General features: G+C 30.3%; 15 protein-coding genes. 4 read left to right on the plus strand and 11 right to left on the minus strand.

Annotation, left to right across the window (positions count from 1 at the left end; all coding sequences use genetic code 11):
* The first annotated feature begins 1 nt into the window (after position 1).
* Positions 2-1,384, plus strand: coding sequence for a Glu-tRNA(Gln) amidotransferase subunit GatD (gene gatD, locus OW730_RS18530; RefSeq protein WP_271225540.1), 1,383 nt, complete (start codon positions 2-4; stop codon positions 1,382-1,384).
* Between the two features lie 97 nt (positions 1,385-1,481).
* Here gatD and OW730_RS18535 read toward each other — a convergent pair whose 3' ends face one another.
* The 8 genes from OW730_RS18535 to OW730_RS18570 form a co-directional block, all read right to left on the minus strand.
* Positions 1,482-1,955, minus strand: coding sequence for a pentapeptide repeat-containing protein (locus OW730_RS18535; protein ID WP_271225541.1), 474 nt, complete (start codon positions 1,953-1,955; stop codon positions 1,482-1,484).
* Positions 1,956-2,477: 522 nt separating this feature from the next.
* Positions 2,478-3,887 carry a sodium-dependent transporter gene (locus OW730_RS18540; protein ID WP_271225542.1) on the minus strand — a complete coding sequence of 470 codons (1,410 nt, stop codon included), beginning with the start codon at positions 3,885-3,887 and terminating at the stop codon, positions 2,478-2,480.
* A 403-nt stretch (positions 3,888-4,290) separates the two neighbouring features.
* The gene (locus tag OW730_RS18545) at positions 4,291-5,181 is read right to left on the minus strand and encodes an aminoglycoside phosphotransferase family protein (protein ID WP_271225543.1); all 891 of its coding nucleotides are present in this window, start codon (positions 5,179-5,181) and stop codon (positions 4,291-4,293) included.
* Positions 5,182-5,288: 107 nt separating this feature from the next.
* Positions 5,289-5,885, minus strand: a complete 597-nt coding sequence (locus tag OW730_RS18550; protein ID WP_271225544.1) for a GNAT family N-acetyltransferase — start codon at positions 5,883-5,885, stop codon at positions 5,289-5,291.
* Between the two features lie 277 nt (positions 5,886-6,162).
* Positions 6,163-7,062, minus strand: coding sequence for an ABC transporter substrate-binding protein (locus OW730_RS18555; RefSeq protein ID WP_271225545.1), 900 nt, complete (start codon positions 7,060-7,062; stop codon positions 6,163-6,165).
* 37 nt (positions 7,063-7,099) lie between these two features.
* Entirely contained in the window at positions 7,100-7,756 is a 657-nt protein-coding gene (locus tag OW730_RS18560) for an ABC transporter permease (RefSeq protein ID WP_271225546.1), read from the minus strand.
* Positions 7,757-7,774: 18 nt separating this feature from the next.
* A complete protein-coding gene (locus tag OW730_RS18565) occupies positions 7,775-8,887 on the minus strand; it encodes a betaine/proline/choline family ABC transporter ATP-binding protein (protein ID WP_271225547.1) in 1,113 nt (370 codons plus the stop codon).
* Positions 8,888-9,235: 348 nt separating this feature from the next.
* Positions 9,236-9,862: a TrkA C-terminal domain-containing protein gene (locus OW730_RS18570; RefSeq protein WP_271225548.1), complete on the minus strand. Its 627-nt coding sequence runs from the start codon at positions 9,860-9,862 to the stop codon at positions 9,236-9,238.
* 247 nt (positions 9,863-10,109) lie between these two features.
* On the opposite strand from OW730_RS18570, the gene OW730_RS18575 reads away from it, so the two are divergent.
* The 3 genes from OW730_RS18575 to OW730_RS18585 all read left to right on the plus strand — a co-directional run bounded on the left by OW730_RS18575 (position 10,110) and on the right by OW730_RS18585 (position 12,229).
* Positions 10,110-11,462: a pyridoxal-phosphate dependent enzyme gene (locus OW730_RS18575; RefSeq protein ID WP_271225549.1), complete on the plus strand. Its 1,353-nt coding sequence runs from the start codon at positions 10,110-10,112 to the stop codon at positions 11,460-11,462.
* A gap of 249 nt (positions 11,463-11,711) precedes the next feature.
* A complete protein-coding gene (locus OW730_RS18580) occupies positions 11,712-11,960 on the plus strand; it encodes a hypothetical protein (protein ID WP_271225550.1) in 249 nt (82 codons plus the stop codon).
* Between the two features lie 74 nt (positions 11,961-12,034).
* Complete coding sequence (locus OW730_RS18585) at positions 12,035-12,229, plus strand: hypothetical protein (protein WP_271225551.1); 195 nt, start codon at positions 12,035-12,037, stop codon at positions 12,227-12,229.
* Positions 12,230-12,833: 604 nt separating this feature from the next.
* Here the strand turns inward: OW730_RS18585 and OW730_RS18590 are convergent.
* The 3 genes from OW730_RS18590 to rlmD all read right to left on the minus strand — a co-directional run bounded on the left by OW730_RS18590 (position 12,834) and on the right by rlmD (position 15,494).
* Positions 12,834-13,214, minus strand: coding sequence for a hypothetical protein (locus OW730_RS18590; protein WP_271225552.1), 381 nt, complete (start codon positions 13,212-13,214; stop codon positions 12,834-12,836).
* Positions 13,215-13,316: 102 nt separating this feature from the next.
* Positions 13,317-13,892, minus strand: coding sequence for a TetR/AcrR family transcriptional regulator (locus OW730_RS18595; RefSeq protein WP_271225553.1), 576 nt, complete (start codon positions 13,890-13,892; stop codon positions 13,317-13,319).
* Between the two features lie 243 nt (positions 13,893-14,135).
* Positions 14,136-15,494 carry a 23S rRNA (uracil(1939)-C(5))-methyltransferase RlmD gene (gene rlmD, locus OW730_RS18600; protein WP_271225554.1) on the minus strand — a complete coding sequence of 453 codons (1,359 nt, stop codon included), beginning with the start codon at positions 15,492-15,494 and terminating at the stop codon, positions 14,136-14,138.
* Positions 15,495-15,613 lie beyond the last annotated feature (119 nt).

Here is a 15,613-nt window from a genome sequence, read left to right on the forward strand (position 1 = left end):
AATGACTGATACTTTGAAAGGTTACAAAGGTAGAGCACGAGAGGTTTTAAAAAGTTTCAAAATGCGCGTATGGAGTGAAGCTGCCATAAGTACTACTCGTGGTAATTTCCAAGGTGTTTTACTTCCTAGATCTGAAAATGATGATGATTGCCATATAGTAATTAAACTAGCTACTGGATACAACATAGGTATAGCTGTAGATACCATTCAAGATATGAAGGAGTATAATTTCAAGGAGATTCAATATAAAATACCAGAACGTGAATTTCCAACATCTAAGGACAAAAAAAATATAAAACTCTTAGGTACCGGGGGAACAATAGCTTCAAGACTTGATTACAGGACAGGTGCAGTTATTCCAGCATTTTCTCCTGGTGAATTGTATGGAGCAGTACCAGAACTTGCTGATATATGCAATCTTAGTACAGAGAAACTTTTTGGTGTTTTTTCAGAAAATATGGGTCCAGCAGAGTATATAGTGCTGGCGAAAGCTATTGGAGAAGAAATAAAAAAAGGTACACAGGGTATTATCATAGGCCACGGAACAGACACAATGAGTTATACATCTGCAGCTCTGACTTTCATGGTACAAAACTCCCCTATCCCAATCGTCTTGGTAGGTTCACAACGTTCTTCTGACAGACCTTCTTCTGATGCCGCTCTGAATCTTATACATGCTGCTAAAACTGCTGCTGATTCTGATATTGCAGAAGTAGTGGTATGTATGTTTGGACCAACTTCTGACGAATATGGGTTACTTCACCGCGGTACACGAGTACGTAAGATGCACTCATCATATCGTTCAACTTTCCGCACTATTGGAGATATTCCATTAGCCATGGTAGATAGACAGAAAATAACTCCCATACGTGAAGATTACAACCACCGCCGATGTGACAGAAACGTTACAATTAATCCAGTCTTTGAGGAACGTGTATCCTTGTTATATTATTATCCTAATATGAACCCAGATGTGATCGATGCTCTGGTTGATCTTGGTTATAAAGGTATCGTTATTGCAGGAACCGGTCTTGGTCATGTTAATAAATTAATATATCCAGCTATCAAGCGCGCTGCAAAAAAAGGAGTCGCCATCTATATGACAGTACAGACACTTTGGGGTTATGTTAATATGTTTGTCTATGATACCGGTAGAGATTTAATGACACTTGGAATAATACCTGCTGAAAATATGCTGCCAGAAGTTGCTTACATCAAGCTTGGCTGGGCACTAGGACAAACTTCTGACTTATCCAAAGTTAAAGACATTATGCTCACTCCTATCTGCGGTGAGATAACTGAGCGCGAACCTTACAACGGTTATCTAATATATCAGGGAGGAATTCCTGAGGTAGAGGAATTTATCAAGAAGTTTCATAAGTAATAGATAAGAAGCTTATAATTCATAAAAGAAAAGACTATGAAGTGAGCTTAATAGCTCTCTTTATAGCCTTTTTCTCTCATATTAAGATATTCAAGAATTACTCACCTTGATTATGTCTTAGCAATAAATCACTTATATTGATACCATTTATTTTTAACCCTGTTATATCACAATCCGATAACTCAACATTAATTAATTTACACTTCTCTAATTTAGTTCCTGATAGATCACAGTTATTTATCTTTAAACCACAATCATAACTTTCAACTGTAACATTATGAATATATACATTATTAATTAAAGCATTAGATACATCTATATTACTAAAATCTATTTCGCTGAAAGCTGCTCCTTCCATAGTAACATTATTAAATGTTGTTCTCCTAAGACTAACATCATCAAATTCAGTTTCCCTCATGTTTACATCGTTAAACTTTACTCCCTGCATATTTACATCTTCAAATTCACTTGAATCCATATCAACACTATAAAAAGTTGTGTTCTCCATATTTGTAGTAAAATTTTTATAACTGTATTCATCATTAAATTTGTTTTTTTTACTATTACCCATAACATCAACCCCCATATTTTTTTCTCTCTAACTATAGGAGTTATTATATAAATTATGGCATATAAATACAAACAGCATTATTCTCTTGAATTACTGCATATATTTGTAAGCTTTTAAATTCTAAAATTTTCACACTTTCTCTAAATTTCTATTGACTAGATGTAATTTTCAAGTTAATATATAATGCCTTTTGAAATAGAAATCAGGTATTAACAATTAAAACTATGCTCTGCTCATATGGTTATAAACTTCATTATTTTCACTTATAATATTAAACATTTTATTATCAAACTTAATGTACCTGTTTCTCTCATATTTACATCATTAAATCAAATAATATTTTATCCTTTTCCTTTATATTATTTCAACCATTCATTTTCTATATCTCTATTTAATTTATTTATTTTCTAAAGAGTAGCGATAACTCTTCTCTTTGTTACTATAATAAAAACAGCTTAAGACATAATTGCCTTAAGCTGTGATTATATACTATTTTAGAAATTGCAATTTACTAAACTGATTTTAAAGCTTTTTAGATATACCAGCAAATATTGCAATTATTACCAATCCAATTACCATAATTGGGCCAGAACCACTTGCAAATCCTTCACGAACTCCATTTATAGCCACAATCGCAATTGTAACTGGAATTACATACTTAACCAACGCATACCATACTCCAAACAAGCCAAACTTAACTGTTCCATTGTTTGTAATCTCATCATATAAGTCTTTTTTCTTCAATCTCCATCCAGCAAAAATACATAATAACATTCCACCTATTGCCAAGAATATCTTATCTGTTAATAGATCAAATATATCAAATGCACCTGTCCCAAATAATTTTGGTCCTAAACCTCCTATTGATAAAGATGCTAAAATACAAAGCAACGCCATAATTGTTGCAGAAGAAAATACAGCTTTCTTTCTTGTAAACTTCTTTTCATCAATTAAAAATGCAACAACAACTTCTAGTAATGAAACCGAAGATGTTAAAGCAGCTACTGTAAGGGCTATAAAGAACAGAAGTGCAAACACTGGTCCCAAAGCACCCATTTCAGCAAATAATGTAGGTACAACAACGAAAACTAATCCAGGTCCTGCAGTTGGTGCTATCCCAAAAGCAAACATCGCCGGGAACATTGCAATACCAGCTAACAGTGCGACAGATGTATCCATTGCAGTAACGATAGCTGCATTCTGAACAAGATTTTGTTTCTTAGAAAGATATGAACCATAAGTAATCATACATCCCATACCCAAGGATAATGAGAAAAACGCTTGGCCTAATGCAGCCAAAATCACACTACCATTTACTTTGCTAAAATCAGGCTTAAATAAGAATTCCATACCAGCCATAGCACCTGGTAACATTAAACCTCTAACTGCAATAATAATTAAAATACCAAATAATAACGGCATCAATATCTTACCTGCTTTTTCAATTCCAGAAGATATTCCTTTTACAACAATTACTACGTTTAAAATAAGATATAATACCATCCATATAAGCGGCAAGCCAGGATTTGTGATAAACCCATTGAATGAATCCCCTATAAGAGCAGGATTATTTAGTAATCCAGTAACTACTTTAAATACATAAGCTAGAGCCCATCCACCAACTACAGGATAAAATCCCATAATTAAAAAACCACTTAAAACTCCCAGAACTCCTGTAAATGTCCAACGTCTATCCACAGATTTAAATGCACCAACAGCAGCTAATTCTTTGCTTCTACCTACCCCAAACTCTGTTAGCATAATGCTGAATCCTATAAATACAACAAAAACTAAATAAATTAAAACAAAGGCACCCCCACCATTGTCACCTGCAGTAAACGGGAATTTCCATATATTCCCCAAACCTACAGCAGAACCAGCCGCAGCCATTATGAAGCCAATTTTCGATCCCCAATTTTCTCTTTTTTGCATATTTTTTCGTCCCCCCTTAACATTACTTTAATATTCCTGGATTTAAAAGATTGATATTCTGTTAATACCTTAATAGTTATAAATACACTTTCTATTAACACTCCTCTTTTAATTGTCAGAATATTTAGTAAATTGCATTTATTATACCACAATCCTTTATTTTTATCCAGTTCAAATTAACTTATGATAAATATATATGATACCTATTTGAATTTCATTCCCTATTTAACACATATCAATGTTAAATAAAGACATACTCTTATTTTTTGAATCCATAAAATTAAAATTGCCACCATAATATAAACAGGTGGCAAACTCTTTTTATTGAATCAAAATTACAATTTTTCTCTATTAATATAACCTAATATTAATACTAGATACTCTGCTCTCAATCAAAAACCTCCTACCTCTTATACCAAGATGGTATAGGATTTTTCATATTTTCAAACCAAACTAGAACATCTCTGTTCTTTTTCAGTATTTCTTCTAAACTTTCAGGGGAATAATACTTAGCCCATACTATTGATGTTATAGCATTTGCAGCCAAGTAGTAAGCAAATAGCTTCCAAAACTCAATGGGAACTTCACCCTCAAAATAGCCAGATATTTGACCTGATGCAAAAGCCGTAAATTCAGTGTTAATACGATTAAATTCGTACCACGGGTCACCATAGTTCATAAAATCAATAGTTTGCCAATCTATTATAAATAGTTTACTTTCCTTAGACAAAATTATATTGCCTATATGATAGTCTCCATGATGCTGACATTGTGGTCTACTATCTAGCAGATACTTATTGGCCTCTAGGTAGTCCAAAATATGATTAGCACCTTCAAAAGGTTCACCTTCTGACTTATATGCATCTATTCTTGGTTTAATAATCGAAAAATATCTCTCTGACCAATCTGTAGAATTCTCTTTATATGAGTCCTCATGAATTTTTTTCAGAATTGCTCCTGCTTCTACACCTAATAAATACTGCTCTTTTTCAGTCAAAGTAGATAAGTAATCTTCGACCTCTATTCCTTCAATCCAATCTATTAGAGCATATACACACCTTCCATTTTCACAGGAGCCAAAATCAACTGGCTTTGGCATTGGTACTCCTTTTTCATAAAGTCTTTTCATTGTTTCAAACTCAACTTTTTTTAGTGTATATTCTGATGAATCAGCAATACGTAATAGAAATTTCTTTCCATTTATTGTTTCAATAAAATATTTTTTATCGCTAGAAAATCCCTTATCTATTGGCTTAATTATCTTAAAAGAGCTATATAAAGGTATATCTTTCATGTTCCTCCCCCCTGTTATAATCAACATAAAATTTGATTCCTATATTACCATTAGTTTATTACCCATAATTTATCTCCTTAAATATAGAACAGCAAAAACACATGTGATTAAATATTTTTCCAATACATCATTTGGGTGTAGCAACCTGGAAAAGCAGCCTCATATTCTTTCTGTAAATCTCTATCTGGTTCGGTTAATTCCAAGCACACCTGACTAACTTTACCATCGTAAATATTTGTGAATTCAACCTTATATCTATTGTTTAATGAAAGCAGTTGCTCTATGCTATGGATTTGAGATTGTATTAACAATGAACCTGTATACCCAAGTTTGCTATAAAATCTTTCGGCAGATTCAACCGCACCAAGATTGATAGAATGAATCCCATAATGTGTCGCCCGTTCCTCAAGCAGAAAGATCATCTCTTTTGCTATTCCAATACCCCTATGATTTTCGTGCACTGCGACCGGCCCGATCGTAATACTGTAGTTATCATTAATCCTACCAAAAACAATACCTATTACTTCACTATCTAAACTTGCATACAGCATCAGATCACCGTGATTTTTCATCCGCTCTTCCCATTTTTCAAGGGAATATTCTGGATTGTCGACAACAGGCATACCTATAAAAATCATTTTAAAGAAATCAAACGTCTTTTCAAGTTCTTGTTTGGATGAAACATTTTTGATTAAGTAATTCATGTTAATAGTCCTCCTTCAAGTCATAATATAGGATATCTAAAACTAAAGTATTTACCTATTTATTTGTTTTGGACAACGCCTCATTGTAATATTCTCCAATATATTAAATTTTCCTTCCAAATACCCATAAATAAACTAATATCCCTGATTTTAATCTTTATTATTACAATATAATTTTAAAATAAACAATTCATAAAAAAAGACCATGAAGTATAAAGCCATAATAGCTATCTTCATAGTCTTTCTCTAGTTCTAATTAAAGTACATTAAATTCATATTAATCAATTAACCCATTAGATTTTAGCCATCCTTTAGCAACTGATTTAGGATCTTTATGTTCTAAATCTACACTTGCATTTAACTTAGCCATTTCACTATCAGTTAACTTACCAGCTAACTGATTAAGAATTTCTTCTAATTCAGGACATTTTTCTAAAGTATCCTGTCTAATAATTGGTGCAGCGTAATATGGAGGAAAGAAGCTTTTATCATCTTCTAAAATAACCAATTCAAAAGCTGGAATTCTTCCATCTGTAGCGAAAGATACATTAACATCTGCTTTATCATCTCTTACTGCAGCATAACATAACCCTGGATCCATACCTTTAGCTTCTTTAAATTCAATTCCATAAACTTTCTGCATTGACTTATATCCATCATTTCTTTCTAAAAATTCCTGCGTTGAAGCCAAAACAAGATTTGGTGCATGCTCAGCCAAATCAGATAATGTTTTAATTCCTAGTTCTTCAGCTTTTGATTTTTTCATTGTTATTGCAAAAGTATTATTAAACCCTAATGCTTTTAGCCATTTAATTTGTTTTTCATCAGAATACCTTTTAGAAACTAAATCATATACCTCATCAGGATCATTTATAACTTCTTCTCCTAATACACTTATTAGAGCTGTTCCTGTATATTCTACATACATATCTAAATCACCAGTTTCAATAGATTTAGCTACAATACTAGAACCACCTAAGTATGATTTCCTTTCTACATCTATGTCAGTTTTATTCTCTATTAACTCTGATACCAAATGCACTAAAATATCTTGTTCTGTAAAATCTTTTCCACCTACAATAACTTTATTTTCAGATGATGTTTTTCCACATCCTACAAATACCATTAATAATGTCATTATAATTAATAAAATTGATAACTTCTTCAAATTATTCACCTTCCTAAGTAATTCATTTCTTAAGCCTTATAATTTATTACTGTTTTAAACCTTTTGGTGTAACTTTTTTTTCAAACCATTTTAAGATGTTCTCGAAAAATATTGCTAATAAAGCAGCAGGAACTGCTCCCGCTAATATTAATCCTGAATTAACAGAAGAGATACCTCTGAAAATCAAATCCCCTAATCCACCAGCACCAACTAAAGAAGCTAAAGTTGTCACTCCAATAATCAATACTGTAGCTGTTCTTATACCAGCCATTATTATATTTAAAGCTGATGGTATTTCAACCATAAATAGTATTTGAAGAGAAGTCATTCCCATCCCCTTACCAGCTTCTATTTGAGCACCATCAACCCCTACTATTCCCGTATAGGTATTACGTAGTATTGGTAATAAACCATATATAGTTAATGCCACAATAGCTGGAGTAGTTCCAATTCCTAAGAAAGGAATCAAAAATCCTAACAACGCCAAACTTGGAATAGTTTGAAAAACAGCAGTTATACCTATTACTATATCTGCAAATCTTTTATGTCTAGTTAAAAATATTCCAAGAGGTACTGAAATTAATATTGCTAAACTCAACGCAATCAATGTCAACTGCATGTGCTGGCTTAAAGACTTCAATATCTCAGGCCATCTTCCTTTTACTGTTTCAATAAACATTTTTAATAAATTATTTGTATCCATAAAAACTCCTTTCTAAGATTACGATATTTTCTCAGCTAAACTCCCAATTAAAACTTCATTACTTATAACTCCTTTTAACTGGTTTGAATCATCAATTACAGGTAAAAATCCAAAATCTGCTTTACTAATTGCATTCAATACGTCTTCAAAACTTTGATTAATATCTATTTTTACTGAATCTTCACTCATAATCTCTTGTATTTGACAATCAATATTTTTATGACTTCTATAGATATCCCATGAAGCAACAGAACCTAAATATTTATTATCTTCATCTATAACCACTAGATTATTGATTTTATTTTTATGCAATAATCGTATACACTCACTTAATTTATCAGTAGGGTTAACTGTAATACCTTTGACTATAACATCTTCTAGTTCAGGATATTCTTTTGCTTGACTTAATCTATCTTCCCCAATAAAGTTTTTAACAAACTCATCAGCTGGATTACTTAATATTCCATTTGGAGTATCTAATTGAACAATTTCCCCTTGCCTCATTATACAAATTCTATCAGCTATTTTAAGAGCCTCGTCCATATCGTGTGTAACAAAAACGATAGTCTTATTTATTTCCTTTTGTAATTTTACAAGTTCTTCTTGTAATTGTTCACGGCTTATTGGATCAAGTGCACTGAACGGCTCGTCCATAAGTATTATTGAGGGTTCTGCTGCTAGAGCACGTATAACTCCAACTCTCTGCTGCTGCCCCCCACTTAATTCCCCAGGATATCGTTCTCTATAGATTTCAGGATCTAATCCTACCATATTGAGTAATTCATCTACTTTGTTCTGATACTTACCTTCATTTTCTTTTTTTAACTTAGGTACTAATGCAACATTTTCTGCAATAGTCATATGTGGAAATAAACCTATTTGCTGTATAACATAGCCTATATCTCTTCTAAGTTTTACAGGATCCTGTTCATTTATTAATTTACCATTTACAAATATTTTTCCATCTGTAGGATCATTAAGTCTATTAATCATTTTCATAGTTGTTGTCTTACCGCAACCACTTGGTCCAATTAATACAAGTAATTCACCTTTTTTTATATGAAGATTTATATTTTTTAAAGCTTGAAATCCATCTTCATACACTTTAGAAACATTTTCAAATTTTATCATTTACATCCTCCTCGCTGAAATAAAATATACTTACAATATATCTATCAATTAATTCAAAGCTAGATTAAATCTCTCCAAAAACTAACTGCTACTTATAATTTACAAATTATAAAAGCAGCAGTTACTTAAGAGTTACACTTATCTATTAATTTTTATTTGAATATTTTTCTTTAAATTCAATTTTGAGACAAACAACTCTTTACATCTAACAAGTTGTTTCTTACTCTATATAGCCTAACATATAATTTTTACCTTGTCAAACATTGAAAAACTAAAAAAAAGCTATTTTAAAAGTAAAATTAATACATGATCTTACTTTTAAAATAGCTTCTTCTTTGTTCAATTAAGTTAATCATTATTCTCTAGGAAATTTTTTACCCTATCTAAAACCCCTTCATCACCTACTACTAAAAGAACATCTTTTTCTTTAAAGTCCCAATAAGGTCCAGTTGAAATATAGACTTTATCATCTCTTTTAACACCTAAAATTGTTGCACCTGTATTATGCCAAAACTTACTTTGACCTATACTCATATCAATTATATGAGATGAACCCGGTATTTCTATTTCTACAGGATCAATTAAATCTGCATTTTTGAATCTATATGAATAATCAATAATTTTTTCATTTAATTCATACAGTTGCCTTTCTACTTCTCTTCTTTGTTGAAGTAGACTTTTAATATTACTCCTAATCATTCCAATGGTTTCCTTATCTTTAAATCCATTTATAAAATCTAAAGCTTTTTCTTTTGACTTTACAATAACGCCACTTCCCTTACATACTTCTACAACGCCTGTATCATCAAGTAGTTTCATTGATTTACGTATAGTTTCTGGTGAAACATTATATTCACTTGCTAAAATTGACCTACCTCTCAGTTTAACACCTTGAGGTAAATTACCTTTATGTATTCGCACCGCCACATCTACTGCTATTTTTATATACCTAGGCATTTCAATTCGTTGGCCCATGTATTCTTCCTCCATATTATCAAATTATAAATTATATTTATTATACCACGAGCGAAAATCTTTTATATACAAATAAAATTATATACATATTTACATTAGATAATTCATATGTTAAAATATAACAAACAACTTTTAAAATTTTATAAGTTGTTTGCAATATTCTAGTGTTATAGTTTATGCATAAAACTTAACTTTGTGTACAAATTATAAATAATAATTGTTAAAACCAAAAATTGGAGTGTGATGTATGAACATAAAGAATCGAATTGGTAAAACCCCTTTAATAAGAGCAAAAGAGTTAGAGGAAATGTTAGGAATATCCAAGATTTTTCTAAAACTAGAAGGAAATAATCCAAGCGGACACAAGATTGATAGACTTAGCATAATGTTAATAAAAGATGCATTAGCAGTAAGTAAACGAACTATATGTTTAAGTGGCCATACTGAATTAGCAAAATCAATAGCTAGTGTATCTCAATTTTTTGATATTCAGTGCGTATTCATATTTAGAAGAAATAGTAAATTGATTAATAGTAAATCTTTTAATAAAGAAAATATAAAAAAAATAGAATATGATACAAATAAAAAACAAGACTGTCTTGAATATAGTAAAAAAATATCTAAAGAAAAAGGTTGGTATAACGCAAATCAAGGCTTTGAAAATGGTATGGTTAATATAACTGCCTTATCTACAATCGTTGACGAAATTAATCAACAACTTAAAGAACCTATTTCTACAGTCTTTACTCAAACAAGTTTAGGATATGGTATATCAGGATTACATTTAGGATTTAGAAAACTATGGATGGAAGAAAAGATTAAAAATATACCCAATTTATATAGTTGTACAACTGATTATGGAAATATAATTTATGAAGAATATAAAAAAAATAATCTAGAGATATACAAAGAGTATTTAGAAAATAAGCCTGTTTCTAAATACAACAGAATGGTTATGACTTCTGACTCAAGCATGCTTAAAAATGTATTAGATGCTATTTACGACACAGGTGGAAGAGTAACAGGTGTAAGAGATGAAGAATTAGAGAAATTTGTTATTGAGGTTAAAAAGCTTGAAAAGATTAAGATGACTATCCATAATGGGTATTCAATCGCTGGATTTATGAAAGAAGCTAAAGCAGGAAATTTAACTAATGGTAATCATGTTATAATCCTAAATGACGGTAGGATTAACTTAGAAATAGAAGAAATCACTGATAAAGATATAGATCCTAATAAAATTGTTGATTTATTAGATGAATGGCTTATGGAGTATACAGATCCTAAAGAAGAAATTGTAGATGCTGTTCAACATGCCATGAAAACAGGTCACATACTAGCTGCTTATCAAAATAATGATATAACAGGCCTTACTGTAATTGTAAACCTAGGATTTGAAAACTTTATTCCGAAATATCATTTAGGATATATTGCTACAAAAAAAGGTGGTAAAGGTATTGCTACACAACTTTTAAATAAAGCAATTGAAATAACTGATGGAAATCTTTCATTACATGTTGATAGAGATAATAAAAGAGCTATTAAAGTATATGAAAAGATGGGATTTAAACAATCATATATTCGAATGATTCATAAATAAAAATTTAAAGAACTTTATTCAACTCCTTTATTCTATATATTCCCATTAATGTTGTTTTTATAAAAATCATTTACAATTAATATTAAATATGTTACAATTAAATAAGAAACAACTTTTAATTCTGAATAAATTGTTTCTCACTAATACTAAATAGTATTTAGCTGTTTGGTTTAAAATTATAACTTTTAAAAGTAATTCAAATTAAAAATACATTATATTAGCACAGCATTATTAAAGGAGTTGAATATATTGCTAACAATTGTTAAACAAATAGCAACTGATAAAAACTTTATATTAATAGGCACAGGTTATGGTGCATTCAAAACTTCAAATCCATCGACTTTTAGGGTGAATAGACTACCTAAAGCTGATGAGGGAGTAATTCCAATGGTTGCGGTTTGTGATGATAACGGCGTAATAAAATGGATGAAAACAAAAGAAATAAAAATAGTCAACATAAATGGAAATCTACCTATAAACATTTTAAATGATAACTAAATTATTCTATACTCATATAATATTTTTTCACCAAAAGCTAATAAATTATTATTAATTCTAAAGGAGGACAAAAGATGAATTCATTAGATTTTAAATTACAACAACAAATTGAAATTTTAATTAAAAAGTCAAAGGCATCGTGTAAAACTTTAAAAGGAAAAATAGTATACATTTCAGAACATTTTATAACAGTACAAAGTGAGAATCATATTAGAGAGAGTTTTAACTTTATTGATTTTTCCTTAGGGAAAATACAATTAAAACATTAATTACATTTCAGAAATTCAACCTTGATTTCTCCCCCTTCATTAATAGTTCAGCTTTCTTTTCATTTAATTCATTATTAGTAAATTTATTAACAACTTTATTATTTTTGCTGTATTCCTAAAGTACATTATTAAGTACTTCAATATCTTCTTTTTCTTTTAATAAAGTTAAGTCATCAAAAATCCCTACAAATTGCACATCACTATAGTAAGAGTATTATTATAAAATTTTTTAATAATATCATTTGATATTGAATTACTTACCGTATATTTCCGATTATCTGATTTCCTCTAAATTTCTTCAGTAAACATTGTTTATTGTATCACTATAACCCTCTATAAGTAGTAAAAAATATATACCAAAGTAATTATTTAATAAAAATATGTAAGTCAATAACTTCACACATATTAACATTCCTAGTGTTTTTATATAAATTACAATAAAAACGTAAACACGCAAAATACTCACAGTCATTTAAATAGCAAATATTATTTTTCTGTAGTTAACAAAACATAAAAGACCATGAAGTATTAAGCCATAATAGTTATCTTCATAGTCTTTCTCTACTTTATATTAACTTTTAATTTATACCCTATCAAATTTCTATTAGTAGATAGTACCAAAGTATCCTGCAAAATATAGCGTAGCAAAGCTAAGAACCAAAAATAGAACAGCACGGGTTGCAACCATTGTCCAATAAGATTTTTTATTTACCTGCATATTACCTACTAGTTTACTTACACCACCGCTAAATTTCTCATAGAAAAATACAATTCCTATTGCCTTTAGTGAACCTAAAGTAAAAATAGCAGTCAGAATCCACACAGATACTAATTGTAAACGAAATGCTTCAACCCATAAAATCACTAAAATAATTAATCCTATAATACCACACCATAGATACCAAGCAGGACGTTTTCGCTTTAAGTTAGCTTCTTCTTCAGCCTTAAAAAATAGTTTAGGGTAACCAATTGAATGATAGTCCACACCAAACTGCCTGCTGCCAGTGCTCCAAGTAAAATAATAATAAAAGTCATAAACTCACTCCCTTTTTTTATATTTTAAAAATAATTTCCAATAAACAATAATCTAACTCATACTTTCAACAAGAAAATCAATTATGCCCATTAATGCAGCTATTATATCTTCTGATTCGCCTAAATCGTAATGTTCTAAATTGCTGATACTCATTACCATTACATAAGATGCAATCTTAGCGTCTAAATCCTTCCTAAATTCTCCTTTGTCAACATAAGCTTCTATAACTTCTTTAAAAGCTTTTAATGACTTTGGCATTTCAATTTTTAGAATTTCTTTTTTAATGTGCTGAGGACACTCATTTAAAAATTCCTTTTTTAAGTGTGTTATTTGATCATTAGAAAACTCTAGCATCTTTAATTCCTTAATATACTCAATCATGTATTGCTTAAAATCAAGCTCAGTAATTTTTAGTTTAAGACTCTCAAACAAATCCAGCTTTCTATCACCAAAATCAGTAAACAAGTATGTATATAAATCATCTTTATTTTCAAAATACTGATAGAAACTTCCTTTTGGAATCTCAGCAGACTTAACGATACCATCAATAGTAACTTTGCTATAATGAAATTCAGCAATCTGACCTATAGCTGCTCTTATAATCTTCTGTCTCTTATTTTCGTTCAAGTTAAAAAAGTTTCTTTTGGCATACAATTCTCCTTTTTCAGTATGTGCGACTAAGAGTCATATGACCATGAGTCACATGACTCTTAGTCACATTATATCATATCAGTAAATTTCTGTAAATAACATTTTCTAAATTTTCTGATATTAACACTTTTCTTATTGACTATTTTTAAAATCATCACGTTTATAACAAAACTCCTTGTATTCAACCTCAAATTGGATTGAATACAAGGAGTTAAATTATTATTTCCTACTCAACTTAACCACAGTTTCACAATGAGGAGTATGTGGGAACATATCCTTTAACATTACCTTCTCAACTTTATACCCTCCTGCTTCAAGTTCCTTAAGATCAGTTACAAGAGTCTTAGGGTTACATGAAACATATATAATTTGTGGTACATTAAACTTTAATACGTATTTAAGAGCAAATGGGTGCACTCCTGCTCTTGGTGGATCAAGAATTATAATATCTGGCTTATCAGTTACAGTGTGAATAACCTTTGCTATATCTCCTGCGATAAATTCAGTGTTTTGAAGTCCATTAAGTTTAGCATTCTCTCTTGCGTCCTTAACTGCCTCTTCAATAAGTTCTATTCCAACAACTTTCTTAGCCTTTGGTGCAACTATCTGTCCTATTGTTCCAGTTCCACAGTATAGGTCAAATACAACTTTATCTTCTGTTTCATCAATAAAATCTCTTACTATGCTGTATAATTTCTCGGCACCTTTTGTATTTGTTTGGAAGAAAGAGAATGGATTTACCTTGAATTTTAATCCTAATAATTCTTCATATAAATATTCTCTTCCGTGTAATACTTCAATTCTATCTGCCTGAACAACATCAGATAAAGAATCATTGAAAGTATGAATTATTCCTGTAACAGTTCCTTTATACTCCTGAGCTAAAATTTCTTTAACGAAATCACTCATATCAAAGTCTAATTGAGTAGTTGTTACTATATTTACAAGGATTTCTCCTGTATTTATTCCTTTTCTAACAACAAGATTTCTTAAATATCCAGAATGCTGCATTACTCTATATTTAGGTAATTCCTTGTCTTTAAAATAGTTTATAGCAGTTGTTTGAACTTTTCTGAAGTCCTCGTCAACAATCTGACAATCACCAACATTAACAATTGCGAAGCTCTTGTTCTTAACATGCATTCCAAGAGTTAATTCTCCACCTTTTTCCATATCTCCGAAAGTAAACTCCATCTTATTTCTATACTCAAAAACATCCGGGCTCCCTTCAATACCTAAGTATTCAAATCCTTCTATTCCAGCTTCTCTAAAAAGCTTCATAACCTGATATTCTTTTGAATCTAATTGCATATCATATGATATATCTTGATGAGCACATCCTCCACAACCTACAGTAAAAGGCTTACATACTGGAGGGATTTTATAATCTACATCTTCTATTACTTCAACAAGCTTAGCTACAATTCTCTCACTATTTTTCTTTGTAACCTTACCAATTACTTTTTGTCCTTTTAGTGCATTCTTGATAAGTACTTTTCTTCCATTAACATAAGTTATTCCATGTGAAGGAAATTCTACGTCTTCTATGGTAAACTCATAATTTTGTCTCTTTTTCATTTGATCTTCTCCTTGAACTCTATATTTTATCTCTCATATAGATATATGCATTGAACATATCTACAAATAATTACCTATTGCATAAATTCGCAAAATGCTCCATTTTGAATTATAACAAC

This window comes from Oceanirhabdus sp. W0125-5, from assembly GCF_027938815.1.
In the GTDB taxonomy this organism is placed as follows: domain Bacteria; phylum Bacillota; class Clostridia; order Clostridiales; family Clostridiaceae; genus Oceanirhabdus.